The following is a 12,677-nucleotide window of genomic DNA, read 5'->3' on the forward strand; positions in this document are numbered from 1 at the left end:
CGTGGTGACCGAACGACACGATACGCGCCGGGGTGGATCGGGAACGGGGTTCGGGGGACAACAGCCGAAGGCTGTACAGAAGGCTTTGGCCATGTTGGAAGCGGTGGCGTACCTGGGCGCCGGCGCGACTGCGAAACAGATTGCAGCGCATACGCAAGTACCGCCTGCCACCGCCTACCGCATGCTCAATTTCCTGGTGGCCGACGGCTTCTTGGTGCGAATACCGGACCTGTCGGGTTTCGCCCTGGGGCAACGCACATCCGAATTGGCCTATGCAGCATCGGATTCTGCACATGTTCGCACAGTCGACGAGGTTCTCGGTGCCATGCGCAGCGAGACGCGTCATGGACTCTACGTCGCCTCGTTCCGTGGCGGCACCGTGCGCATGGTCGATATGGATCCCGACCACGAGGTCGTCTCGGCACCGACGATCATGCGCAATCCCCATGCCCACGCCGTCGGGAAACTGATGCTCGCATACACACCACGGACGGTCGAGACGCTCGAACTGCGGGCGGTCACCGCTCACACCCTCGTCGACGACCGCTCCCTCCATGCCGACCTGGCGCGAATCCTCGCCACCGGAGTGTCGTTCGAGGACGAGGAATCGCGGATCGGCCGCGCCGTCCTGGCCGTACCGATACGCGCGCGCGGTGCCGATGTCGTCGGCGGCCTGTGCCTTCAAGGAATCGCGGGCAGAGTATCGCCGGCCAATTCCGAACTGCTCGACTTCCTGGTACAGGGGGCCAAGGACTTGGAAGGATTGCTTTAGCGTCGGTACCGACCCGGAGTCGATCATGGGCCCGATAGTCTCCTGAGACTGCACCCCAACACCGACGGAGACTCCACATGCCCCAGCTGAAAGCCGTCAGCGAGTTCACCGGCAAGTGGTTTGCCCTGATCGTCCTGGCCGCCGGAGCACTTGCCCTGATCACCCCCGACACGTTCAGTGGCGGCACCGCGGCCGTGCCGTGGCTGCTCTCGATCATCATGCTCGGCATGGGAATGACGTTGCGGCTCTCCGATTTCGCCGTGGTGGCGAAGCGACCTTGGGCTCTGCTGCTCGGCGTTGCCGCCCAGTTCGTCGTGATGCCGCTACTCGGGCTCGGAATTGCCAACCTGCTCGGTCTCTCTGCTGCACTGACCGCGGGAATGGTGTTGGTCGGCTCCGCTCCGGGCGGTACGGCGTCCAATGTCATGGTCTACCTGGCCAAAGGTGATACGGCGCTGTCGGTGGCGATGACGTCGGTATCGACGCTGCTCGCACCGATCCTCACTCCACTGTTGGTGCTGTGGCTCGCCGGTGAGTACCTGCCGGTCGACGCGGGCGGACTGTTCGTCTCGATCCTGAAAATCGTGCTGGTGCCCGTCGTACTGGGAGTTGTTCTGCGGCTGCTGTTTCCCACGATCATCAACCGCATGCTCGACGCCTTACCGCTGATCTCGGTCGCCGGAATCACCGCCGTCGTCGTCCTCGTCGTGGCGGCCAGCGCATCGACACTACTGTCGATCGGTGCGCTCATCGTGCTGGCCGTCGTGCTGCACAATTCGCTCGGACTCGCCGTCGGGTACGGCATCGGCAAGGCCTGCGGACTCGATGCCGCCAGCCGACGCGCGATCAGCATCGAGGTGGGAATGCAGAACTCCGGACTGGCCGCAGCTCTTGCGTCGGTACATTTCAGCCCCGCGGCCGCCTTGCCCGCAGCAATCTTCTCGGTGTGGCACAACGTATCGGGATCACTTCTGGCCAGCTACTGGTCTCGTCGATCCACCGAACCGAAGCAGGCCGAACGCGAGGCAGAGTCGGCACCCGCAACGGACTCCTGACGTGGGAGGATTGTCCGGTCCACAAGTTGCAGCGCAACCGAGCTCGATGAAGGGTGGGAGCATCATGACCAGTCCCGTTGTCCAGGGAAACGCGATGAAGCGCCGCAATCCCGTCGTCGTGTGGATTCTGCTGCCGCTCATCACGTTGGGCATCTACCACTTCGTCTGGTACTACCTCATTCACCGCGAGATGGCCGACTTCAACCGCCGCAAGCCCGATGCACCTGTCGCCGGGCCGCTGCTGGTTCTACTGCTACTGGGCTGGACCGTCATCGCGCCGCTGATCAGCTACTTCAACACCGGAAACCGCATCGCCGACGCCCAACGCGCCGCCGGCCTCCAGCCGACCTGCAGCTCGGTCGTCGGTCTTCTGCTCACCTTCGTCTTCGGTCTCCAAAGCCTCTACTACCAAATGGAACTGAACAAAATCACGGCACGCTACGACGACGTCGAGCCGGGAACCGTAGTGCCGCTCGCTGCGTAGGTGTCGACCTCGAGCCCCAGGTGGCCCTTCCGCGATCACGTCGGCAAACGATGGCATCACGTGGTCATATTTTGTATCTCTTGATCTTTCGGTACAGAGACGACCGTGCTATACCGAGATTCTTGGCCGCTCGAACCCTGTTTCCTTCACACTCTTCCAAGCTCTTGACTATCGCTTCTCGCTCCAAAGATTCGAGAACCCCCGATGCGGAAGTCGATGGGTTGCTCACCTCGTCAGGGAGATCCACCACCCTGATAGCTTCGGAAGATTGATTGTGTAGACATTCCGAAAGCACAAGGCGCAGCTCCGCAAGATTACCCGGCCAGGAGTAGTCGGCGAATCTCACGACAACATCGTTGTCGATTCTCGACACTGCACCGTTCGACATCTCCCTCAACATTTCGCCGGCAAGACGAGGGAGCTCCGCGGTACGGTGCCGCAGCGGAGGGATGTGTAGAGAGTGTGCGAACAGGGGAAGCAACGAGTTGAACGGCAGGGCCCCCCGATCACCCTCGTCCCCCGACTCCCCTGCAATCACACCGATTCCGACCAAGTTGTTCTCGCCATCGAGATACTCGAAAAGCTCTCGGATCACCACTATTTCGTCGGCAATCAGGTACTCCGGTCCTTGGATCAGTAGATACACAGGGGAACCACTGCCGCACGTCACAATCTTTCGTTCCACAGCGGACCGATCGAACCCTGTCTCGACAAAGACCACCTCGACATCGTCGTAAACATCATGAACAGCACCGATGATCGAAGTGGCCTTCCCCACCCCGTCCTCACCGCTGATGATCAGCGATTCCCGCCTTTCGACAGCCTCGCGCACCAGATTGCTGTACCGGTTCCACGTCGGGATCGACAACTGCTGCAGCGCGGGCCTTCGCAAGGGCTCATTTTCTGCCGGCTGATGAGACGACATCGAGAGAGTCGAATTGTCATCGATTACTTTCACTGCTCCGCTGGGCGTGCAATCGAGAATCGACACGGCTACACCTATGACAGAGCTGCCCGAAGATATTCTCGTGGTCTTCATCCTGACTACACGTCGTGCAGAAATCTCTATTTCTTCTGTCGTTTTCTGCGCCCGCTCGGCCAGATACAACGCGTGTTGGACTATGGACCGCTGCTCGTCGGCATCGAATATCATCTGCGCTTTACTGGTGCAGATCAGTACATTCTTTCCCGCGACGATTACGGGTACTCGAGACTTGGCCTCCATCTTCGTGAATGCATCGAACAGGACACGCTGATTGAGTTCTCGATCGCGAAGTAGTGCGCCTTCGATAGTCGATGCAGCGGACCGGACGAAACTGTGCAGCAGAGGGCTCGAATGCTCGACCAAGCACGTCAAATCCAGCACACCCTCGATATGGCCGGACAGCGGATCTCGGATCGGCGCACCCGAGCACGAGTACCTGTGAAAGCGCTCGTGAAAGTGCGAGGCACCGACGATATGAACCGAACACCCCGACTCGAGGACAGTGCCGACACCGTTGGTTCCCACTTCGCCTTCTGCATAGCTGAAGCCCGGAGAGAGCGAAATCGAATCGACCAGCGAACCGATCGAGGAATTGGTGTCCAGTCGCGAGAGCACACGCCCTTTGTTGTCCGACACCGCGACGCTCAACGGCACGTCCTCGGTGTACTCGATCAGCTTTTCCAGGACCGGACGGGCGTAGTGGACCAGCCTCGACGCCACATCGACGTCGGCGATGTACCGAATGTCGCCCCCTTCGGGCGAAACGCCGGCGGCCTGTGATCGACGCCAGGAAGCAGCAACGAACTCCTCCGAACCACCTGTCCATCCGTCTTTCCTGCCGAGCCGCAGGCGAGTAGGTGCGTTGTTCGAGTCGACATCGTCGGCAATCCCCATCATGGCGTCCTCCATTCCACGGGCCTGCTTCTGCACCGCAACGCAGCAGACACTCGGTCTTACTTCCATACAACACCTCGATGCCCAGGGCTGGGGTGTCCCAAGGTAGGACACTCCGAGCCCTGGTCTTCGGTGTGATGCTTGCCATCGATCATCACGTAAGTGATGGCAATCACTCTAGTTCCCAACCTTTTCGACGACTCTAGGAGCCTCGATGGAACATCTGATCAACATCGACAACGGTGGAACCTTGACCGACATCTGTGTCGGCAGTGGATCCGATTTCGCGTTCACGAAGGCACTGACCACTCCGGTCGATTTGTCACAATGCCTCTTCGACGGAATGACCAAGGTGTCATCGGTCATTTACGGCGAACAGGATCTTCGACGACTGCTGCATTCGACTCAGCACATCAGGTACTCCTCCACCCAGGGGACGAACGCGCTCGTCGAGAGGAAAGGTCCCCGACTCGGGTTGATCGTCGACGACGCCGCGATCATCGACGAGCTCCGCTCCGACCCCTCCTCGACATCGCTCTTCGACGACATGGTCGGCCCGCGTACTTCGGTGATATCCGAGGGACCCGACGTAGAGGTGCTGAACGGCAACTTGGTCGCTGAGATCAACCGGTTGACGACTGCAGGTGCCGAGCGACTCGTGCTGGCCGCGAAAACCAAAGAGCGAGAAGCACTGTTCAAACGCGTAGTTCTCGAGAGCTTCCCTCGGCATCTACTCGGATCCGTCCCTGTCCTGTTCAGCTGGGAGTTCGCGTCCGACGACCTCCGATCACGTCGGATCTGGTCCGGAATCATCAATTCATACCTCCACCCCACCGTCGAACGGTTCCTCTACAGTGCCGAACGACGTCTGCGCACCTACAAGGTCAAGAACCCGCTACTCATCTACCGGAATGACGGACAGTCCTCGCGAGTAGCGAAATCTGTTGCACTCAAAACTTATTCATCGGGCCCACGCGGCGGGCTGGAAGGGACCCGGGCCTTGGCCGCCGCGTACGAGCTGCCTCACGTGCTCATGATCGACGTGGGTGGGACGACCACCGACGTCGGATCGGTCGACAACTACACCATTGCTACTGAACGGCGGGGCCGCATCAACGACATTCCGGTCTCGTACGAACTCAGCGATGTCCAGTCCACCGGTGTGGGTGGCAGCTCGATCATCGAGGTCGAAAACGGTGAAATAGTGGTCGGACCGCGCAGCGTCGGCGCGGCCCCCGGCCCGGCATGCTTCGGTTTCGGCGGCAAGAAAGCCACGATCACCGACGTCAACTTGCTCCTCGGGGTTCTGGACCCCGACACCTACCTGGACGGTGAATTGTTCCTCGACGCGGAGCGATCCCGCACCGTGATCAGGGAAAGCATCGCCGAACCACTGGGCCTGTCCGTCGAATCGGCGTTGGTCGCCATGGCCTCCGCATACGCGGCCAAGGTCGCGGACGCCTTCGCGCCATTCGTCGAAAGCCCAGAGACCACCACCCTGGCGGCTTTCGGCGGCGGCGGCCCGATGAGTGCCTGCGACGCTGCCAGGATCGCGGGCGTACGTCGAGTTCTCGTCCCACGACTGGCCGCTGTCTTCTCCGCCTTCGGCATCGGCTTTTCGGACATCTCACAGACCTACGAAACCAACATCACCGACTGCACGCCAGAGGAGATCGACAAGGCGGTCAGCGAATCCGTCTCCCGCGCAACCAGAGACATGTTCCAAGAGGGATATGCCATCGCAGACTGCACTCTGGAGTGGACCGCACTCGTAGAAGATGCGCAGGAGGTCGCCATCCGCAGCCCGTTCGAGCGAGAAATGGATGTCAGATCGATCGATGGCAGCAAGACCCTGTTGGTCCTGAAAGCTGTTCGTGAGCTGCCGCATTCGATCGTCAAGGGCGGGTTCCCCGACCAGAAGACACCGGCGGTGTCGACTGCGAACCGCTGTGTCCGAACCGCGGCGACACTCGTGGAGGAACTTCCGATCTATGAGCTCGACCAGCAGATCGCCGGGGCCGTCGCCTCGGGGCCGGCCATCGTGGAGGGTCAATTCTTCACCGCACAGGTTCCGACCGGATGGAACTTGGAGGTCTCCGATTCTGGTGACCTGATTCTGACGGACGCCGTGTAGCCGGACCAATCCTGACATCTGCATTTCTCGAAACGAAAGAGAAGGAAACCATGCGCATTCCCATGACCGAATATCTCGCGATAGATCTTGACTCCGAACTGTGGCTGTGCCGGATCTGCGAGCAGGACCTCGGCGATGCCCGCGGCAACTACAAAGAGGGAACTCTGGTGTACGACAGGGATCCTCGTGAAATTCACCCATCGATTCTCGATCCAGAAAAATACGAGTACACCTTTGCGCCTGACCCGCTGTTCTGCCGAATTCTCGAATTCTACTGCCCGGGCTGCGGTACCCAGATCGAAACCGAATACACCCCTCCGGGGCACCCTCCTACCGTCGACATGATCTGGGACATCGATGCCCTCAAAAAGCAGTGGTCCGATCGCGAGGGCGATCCCGAAACACTGATCAACTACGGGCCTGGAGAGAACGCCGTCTCGGAACCGCGTACCCCCCATGCGCACACACATTCAACCACTCAGCACTGATAACCGGATCGAAGGAGACTTTCATGAAACGCATTTCCGTTGATATCGGTGGAACGTTCAGCGACTGCTTCTTTGTCTGGGACGACGTCTACGTCGAAGCGAAAGCCCTGACAACCCACCACAACCTGGCTCTCGGCTTCAACGAAGCCCTCGACCTGGCATGCTCGCGAGCCGGGGTGAGCCGTAGCGACGCCCTCCGCGAGGTCGACTCGGTTCGCTATGCCACCACGCTCGGCACGAATGCCCTGATCGAAGGCAAAGGACCCAAGGTCGCGGCGCTGGTGACACACGGTTTCGAAGACACCATCCACCTCTCGCGCGGCCGTGGCTACGGAGAGGGCCTCGATGGCGTCAAACAGGGCGACATGGCAGATGCGCAGCGCCCGGACCCATTGGTACCTCGGCACTTGGTCCGATCCGTGAAGGAACGGGTCGACGCGGTAGGCGAGGTGTTGGTTCCGCTGATGGTCGACGACGTACGTCGCCAAGTTCGGGAGTTGGTGGACAACGGTGCCGAAGCCATCGTTGTCGCGCTGACGAACGCAACCGAGAATTCGTCCCACGAACAGCAGATCCTCGAGATCATTCTCGAGGAATATCCGACGCATCAACTCGGCGCGATACCGGTTCTGCTCAGCAGCCAGGTATCCGGGCGCAAGGGTGAGTACGTGCGCGCCACGTCGACGATCGTCGATGCGTTTCTGCACAACACGATGTTCCACGCGCTCAATCAGCTGTCGAGCAACTTGCGCGATTCCGGCTACGAGAAGCCGATGCTCGTCATTCACAATTCCGGTGGCATGGCCCAACCGAACTCGACCGACGCACTGCAAACGATTCACTCGGGACCGATCGCGGGGGTGGGTGGAGCGCAACACCTCGCGGAATCCACCGGGATCGGCGACGTCATCTCGATGGACATGGGCGGGACATCCTTCGACATCGGTTTGGTGCCCGAGGGCGGCGTTCGACACTACGACTTCCAGCCGACTATCGGCCGATGGCTGGTGTCGGTACCGATGATCCACCTCAACACCCTCGGTGCCGGGGGCGGCTCCATCGCATCGTTCGATCGCATCCACAATTCGGTGCAGATCGGTCCCGAATCCGCAGGCTCGGACCCCGGCCCCGCATGCTACGACCGCGGTGGACTCCAGGTCACGGTCACCGATGCCGACCTCGTACTCGGCTACCTCGATCCTGAGAACTATGCCAACGGATTCATCGCGCTCAACAAGAAGCGCTCCATCTACGCCATCGACGAGAACCTTTCCGACGAGCTGGATTTGGCCGCGGTCGACGTTGCCAAGGTCATCAAACGTACCGTCGACGAGCAGATGGCGATCGGCATCGAGAAGGAACTTCGTTCCCATGGAGGACTCGTCGAGGACTACACGATGCTCGCCTACGGCGGCAACGGCCCCCTCCATGCCTGCGGGATCGCGGCCAAAGCCGGCATCAGCAAGATCCTGTTCCCCCCGTTCGCCTCGGTGTTCTCGGCACTGGGCGCAAGCAACATGAAGCCGCTGCACATCCATGAGCGCAGCTCCTACATCGTTCTCTACGAGCCGCGCGAGCGCACGATCTACGACCAGTACGAACTACTCAACACCTACATCGAAGAACTCGAAGCCAAAGGCGCCGAGGACCTGGTGCGGCAGGGCTACAGCCGCCAGGACGTCAAGTATCGCCTCGAGATGGACATGCGATACGGCAACCAATTGGTCACCACCGCAGTCTCTTTCGAGATCAACCGGGTCAACGGCGTCGCTGACGTGCTGTACCTGATCAGATCGTTCGCCGAGATATTCGGGCAACGCTACGGCGAAGGCACCCAGGCTCCCGAAGCCGGCGTTCGTGTCCAAACCTTGCGCGTCGCCTCCTACATCGAAGGAGACGTCATCGAATTCGACTCCATCGACGCCGGTGGCGACCGCAAGGTACCCGCATCGGTGGCCACTCGACAAGCGCACTTCACCGAGATCGAGGGGCCGGTTCAAACACCGGTCTACGACGAGACGGCACTCGATCACGCCTACGTCGTCACCGGACCGGCAATCGTGACGACCGAGAGCACCACCTACCTCGTCGAACCAGGTTGGCGACTCGAACCCACAGTGCAGGGTGCCGTCTGGCTACTCAAAGACTGACGTGAAATCGAATCAACCACAGTTCTTCGTAAGGAGCCTGAACGCATCATGACAATTTTGGACAACTCCAGCGGCGCGACCTCCAACCACGACCAGGCACAGAAGCTCAGCGAGCAGGAGCAGCAGTGGGTCGACAAGTTCATGGACGAAACCACTCTCTTCCTCGGTCCCGATCCAGAGATCATGCGCAACCACAGGATCGCCCCACGCACCGAGCACGAAAACTATTGCCTGACAGAAGATACCAACCCCATCGAGGCCGACCGCATCCGCAAGCGACTCGCCGGCGCACTCGACGAGGCCTTCGAGATGTGCGAAAGCATGGGGGCAGCCCCGGGTGCGAAATGGGCTGATCTCTCCGTCGCCGTCTACACGGCCGAAGGCGATGTCAGCTACCTCTCCAACCGTGGAGTGATCGCCTTCTCCGCGGTGCTGCACCACCCGATCAGGTACATCATGAAGAATTGGAAGGACGAACCCACGGTCGGAATTCGGCCCGGGGACGGCTTCTTCCACAACGACTCCAGATTCGGCATGGTCCACAACACCGACCAATCGATGTTGGTTCCCGTCATGCGTGACGGACGAATCATCGCCTGGGTAGGCGCAACCATCCACGAGGGTGAAAACGGCGCATGCGAGCCCGGCGGTATGCCGTCGGGCTCCGAAACGCCGTTCGACGACGGATTGCGAGCCTCACCCATCAAGATCGTCGAAGGAGGCCATCTTCGACGAGATCTGTTGACCTTCCTGCAACACTCGACCCGCGACCCCAAGCTGATGCTCGCGGACATCAAGGTCAAGATGGGTGCCGTCGGACGGGTGATGGATACCGTCAACCGTCTGATCGACGAGGTCGGCGAAGAAGCGTTCGTCTCTACTTTGCGAACAACGGTGGAAAACGTCGAGGCAGAAGTACGGTGCCGAATCGCCGAACTACCCGACGGAACAGTGACATTCAATCAGTTCGTGGACTCGACCCTCAAAGAGAACATTCTCATCAAGTTCGCCTGCAAGATAACGATCAAGGGCGACCAGATGACCGTCGACCTGACGGGAACCGGCCCAGAGATCCTCAACCGAGCCATCAACTCGCCACTCGGATCGACCAAATCGTTCATGACACAGGCCATTCTGTCGTACTGGTGGCCCGACCTACCCCGCAGTACCGGCGCGCTCTCTCCGATCGACGTCATCTCCGAGGAACACACGTGGGCAGACGCAGGTTACGACGCCCCCGTCGGACAATCGTTGCAAGCATCGTTCCGTGGATTCTCTGCCCTGCAGACCGCTTACGCGAAGCTTCAGTTCTCCTCCCCCACCAAGTACTCGAATGTCATTGCTCCGTGGTTCAACCAGATCAACGACTTCCTATGGGGTGGAACGACACAGCACAGTGAGCAGGTCGGAAATCTGTGCGCCGACCTCAACGGAATGGGTGGAGGGGCCAAAGCGTTTCGGGACGGCGAAGACGGGGTGGCACCACTGTTCTGCGCGATGGCAGACATCGCCGAGCAAGAAATAATGGAGGAGGAAGTCCCGTTCCTGCAGCTGGTCAGTAAGCGGCTCGTCAAAGACAACCAGGGCTTCGGAAAGTTCCGCGGCGGTATGGGATACGAGATGATCGTCGCTTCACGCGGTACGCCGAGCTGGGGATTCATGACCGTCACCTCCGGTTCCAAATTCTCCTCCGTCAGCGGAATGTTCGGCGGCTACGGATGTCCCACTTATCCCTTGTCGATGGTCAAGGACATCAACATCTACGACATCATCCGGAAGGACCCCGCGCAGTTCGACCTGTCCATCGAACGCATCATGAACGAACAGCCCTACGAGGGAGGGACATACATGACAGGGCACATGGGCTTGCAGTTCGACGTCGCCAAAGAAGGTGAGTTGTACATGATCAGCCAAGGCTCCGGCGGCGGATACGGCGACATCCTCGAGCGCGACCCAGAAATGGTGATGGCCGACCTTCAGCTCGCACGCATCTCCGACAAGGTCGCCGGCGAATTGTACGGTGTTGTCTACGAACCCGACACGTTCGTTGTCCGAGAAGACGAAACGGTCGCACTGCGTGCACAACTGCGCAGAGACCGCCTCGAGCGTGGAAAGCCTTACAAAGAATTTGTGGCCGAGTTCGTCAAGCCCGAACCACCGAAGGATCTGCTGTATTTCGGCTCCTGGGGCGACGACAACGACCAACTCGTTGCCACGCATTGGGGCAAGAGCAAGCCCGAACGAGTCACAGCACCGCTCAGCGAGCTCCCGTTGATCATGATTCCAGATCGTCGAGTTCTCAAGATCGAAGAACTCAACAAGCGTGTGCGTGAACTCGAAGCCAAGTGCGGCGAGGAAGTTCAGCACAAGTCCTGACCCTTTCGACTCCGGGCGGTGATGCTTGTGTCGACTACGTCGGCAGAAGCATCACCGCCCGGGATCGGTCCATCCACCACGGAGCAGACCACCAATGACCACCAGCCTTCTTTCCGCAATTGCCGCGCCGCAATCGGGGCGGCCCACGGCACTGCTACTCGACCACCACGAGTACGCACAAGCAGTACTTCTCCGAAACCGGCCGGTCCCCTGGGACGAACCCGTGGCCTACGCCCGGTTCTTCGATCAGGCACAGGGCCTGCTGAATCCAGACCTAGCCATCCTCGACCTGAGCCACTTCTATGCTCATCACCTTCGACAGGACCCCGCGCTACAGGCTGCGATGGCGGAGAAGAAGCGAACCGGCTTCGCACTGCGCACCATGCTGGCGAACAAGGTCCTCAGCGAAAAAGCCATCGATCTTGTACGAACGCTGACTGCAATGGTGTCGGGACCGGTTGTATTGCAGATACCGTCGCCCCTGCAGTGGCTGCAGGCGACACATTCGTATGCACGTTCCTCCGACATCGACGCTCTCGATGCGGACGACGCGGAAAACTCCTCCATGTATGTCGCGGACTGGTTGCGCGGATTCGCAGCACTGCCCCTCGCGGCAGTACTTCTCGATGACCGATCTGCCTCGGTCATATCGCCTACCGCCGTCGGATTCGACGCGTACACACCGATCACGAACGTCACTGCACACTATCGGCTCGTCGTCGGAATGCGGGAATCACACGGTGTCGACCTTCATCAAGAATCCGCTCATGGGAGTGAGTTACCCGAGGAATACTGGTTGGGAGCAGCAAACACCTGGCCCGCCGCAGATTTTCACATCTCCCGAATTCCTGCCACGGCCATACCAGAAACAGTGCTTGATCAACTTGGACAACTCGGCTGACGCCGCGACGATCACCGACCCCGCTGCCAGAGAAGAATCAGAGGACGGCCCCTAGCTTCGATCCTTCGTCCTGCTGACGTGGTGGCCTGATCGGTTCGAGATTGTCGTTTTCGACTGCGTTCACATCGATCGGGCGCGATGTGGCGGCGGGTGTCGATCGGTTGAACGCTCGGTTCCACGGCCCGAGAGGCTGACTTCCATGTTGGTGGGATGGGTGGTCTGGATGCGGTCTTCGCATCGTGCGCGGCGCGTTGTCGATCGCTGTGAGCACACGCGGAGCATCGCAGGCCAGGACCGAGACCAGTCGGGACACCGTCGGATCCGATGGCACCTGCCCGAAGACGCCTGCGTGTTCTCGCAGGGTAGCGATGTCGGCGAGGCAGTCGCCGCCGAGTGCCCATTCCCCCGAACTGGCACTCGGTCGAGCTCAATTCACGT

General features: G+C 60.1%; 9 protein-coding genes and 1 pseudogene. 8 read left to right on the forward strand and 2 right to left on the reverse strand.

Going from position 1 to position 12,677, the window contains the following annotated elements; all coding sequences use genetic code 11:
• Positions 1 to 4: 4 nt before the first annotated feature.
• The 3 genes from RHODMAR_RS01660 (at position 5) to RHODMAR_RS01670 (ending at position 2,311) form a co-directional block, all read left to right on the forward strand.
• Complete coding sequence (locus tag RHODMAR_RS01660; RefSeq protein WP_042937575.1) at positions 5 to 772, forward strand: IclR family transcriptional regulator; 768 nt, start codon at positions 5 to 7, stop codon at positions 770 to 772.
• A 77-nt stretch (positions 773 to 849) separates the two neighbouring features.
• On the forward strand, positions 850 to 1,827 hold the full coding sequence (locus RHODMAR_RS01665) for a bile acid:sodium symporter family protein (protein WP_008710582.1): 978 nt from the start codon (positions 850 to 852) through the stop codon (positions 1,825 to 1,827).
• 64 nt (positions 1,828 to 1,891) lie between these two features.
• Complete coding sequence (locus RHODMAR_RS01670) at positions 1,892 to 2,311, forward strand: DUF4234 domain-containing protein (protein WP_008710585.1); 420 nt, start codon at positions 1,892 to 1,894, stop codon at positions 2,309 to 2,311.
• Between the two features lie 64 nt (positions 2,312 to 2,375).
• On the opposite strand, the gene RHODMAR_RS28860 is transcribed toward RHODMAR_RS01670, so the two are convergent.
• Entirely contained in the window at positions 2,376 to 3,536 is a 1,161-nt protein-coding gene (locus RHODMAR_RS28860) for a helix-turn-helix domain-containing protein (RefSeq protein ID WP_232433542.1), read from the reverse strand.
• 868 nt (positions 3,537 to 4,404) lie between these two features.
• Between RHODMAR_RS28860 and RHODMAR_RS01680 the strand changes: the two genes are divergently transcribed.
• The 5 genes from RHODMAR_RS01680 (at position 4,405) to RHODMAR_RS01700 (ending at position 12,239) form a co-directional block, all read left to right on the forward strand.
• Positions 4,405 to 6,324 (forward strand): hydantoinase/oxoprolinase family protein, encoded by a 1,920-nt coding sequence (locus RHODMAR_RS01680; protein ID WP_008710589.1) that lies wholly within the window; start codon positions 4,405 to 4,407, stop codon positions 6,322 to 6,324.
• A gap of 50 nt (positions 6,325 to 6,374) precedes the next feature.
• Positions 6,375 to 6,812, forward strand: a complete 438-nt coding sequence (locus tag RHODMAR_RS01685; RefSeq protein WP_008710591.1) for an acetone carboxylase subunit gamma — start codon at positions 6,375 to 6,377, stop codon at positions 6,810 to 6,812.
• A gap of 23 nt (positions 6,813 to 6,835) precedes the next feature.
• Complete coding sequence (locus RHODMAR_RS01690) at positions 6,836 to 8,962, forward strand: hydantoinase/oxoprolinase family protein (protein ID WP_008710593.1); 2,127 nt, start codon at positions 6,836 to 6,838, stop codon at positions 8,960 to 8,962.
• Positions 8,963 to 9,010: 48 nt separating this feature from the next.
• The gene (locus RHODMAR_RS01695; RefSeq protein ID WP_008710595.1) at positions 9,011 to 11,338 is read left to right on the forward strand and encodes a hydantoinase B/oxoprolinase family protein; all 2,328 of its coding nucleotides are present in this window, start codon (positions 9,011 to 9,013) and stop codon (positions 11,336 to 11,338) included.
• 94 nt (positions 11,339 to 11,432) lie between these two features.
• Complete coding sequence (locus RHODMAR_RS01700) at positions 11,433 to 12,239, forward strand: hypothetical protein (protein WP_008710597.1); 807 nt, start codon at positions 11,433 to 11,435, stop codon at positions 12,237 to 12,239.
• Positions 12,240 to 12,471: 232 nt separating this feature from the next.
• Here the strand turns inward: RHODMAR_RS01700 and RHODMAR_RS28865 are convergent.
• A pseudogene (locus RHODMAR_RS28865) lies at positions 12,472 to 12,636 on the reverse strand (IS1380 family transposase); the annotation flags it as partial.
• Positions 12,637 to 12,677 lie beyond the last annotated feature (41 nt).

The sequence above is a fragment of the Rhodococcus sp. AW25M09 genome, assembly GCF_000333955.1.
In the GTDB taxonomy this organism is placed as follows: domain Bacteria; phylum Actinomycetota; class Actinomycetes; order Mycobacteriales; family Mycobacteriaceae; genus Rhodococcoides.

Excerpts from the sequence above, each read along its gene's own strand:
- RHODMAR_RS01665 (WP_008710582.1), top strand. The coding sequence starts at position 850 with ATGCCCCAGCTGAAAGCCGTCAGCGAGTTCACCGGCAAGTGGTTTGCC.
- RHODMAR_RS01685 (WP_008710591.1), top strand. The coding sequence starts at position 6,375 with ATGCGCATTCCCATGACCGAATATCTCGCGATAGATCTTGACTCCGAA.
- RHODMAR_RS01670 (WP_008710585.1), top strand. The coding sequence starts at position 1,892 with ATGACCAGTCCCGTTGTCCAGGGAAACGCGATGAAGCGCCGCAATCCC.
- RHODMAR_RS01695 (WP_008710595.1), top strand. The coding sequence starts at position 9,011 with ATGACAATTTTGGACAACTCCAGCGGCGCGACCTCCAACCACGACCAG.
- RHODMAR_RS01680 (WP_008710589.1), top strand. The coding sequence starts at position 4,405 with ATGGAACATCTGATCAACATCGACAACGGTGGAACCTTGACCGACATC.
- RHODMAR_RS01700 (WP_008710597.1), top strand. The coding sequence starts at position 11,433 with ATGACCACCAGCCTTCTTTCCGCAATTGCCGCGCCGCAATCGGGGCGG.
- RHODMAR_RS28860 (WP_232433542.1), bottom strand. The coding sequence starts at position 3,536 with ATGGAGGCCAAGTCTCGAGTACCCGTAATCGTCGCGGGAAAGAATGTA.
- RHODMAR_RS01690 (WP_008710593.1), top strand. The coding sequence starts at position 6,836 with ATGAAACGCATTTCCGTTGATATCGGTGGAACGTTCAGCGACTGCTTC.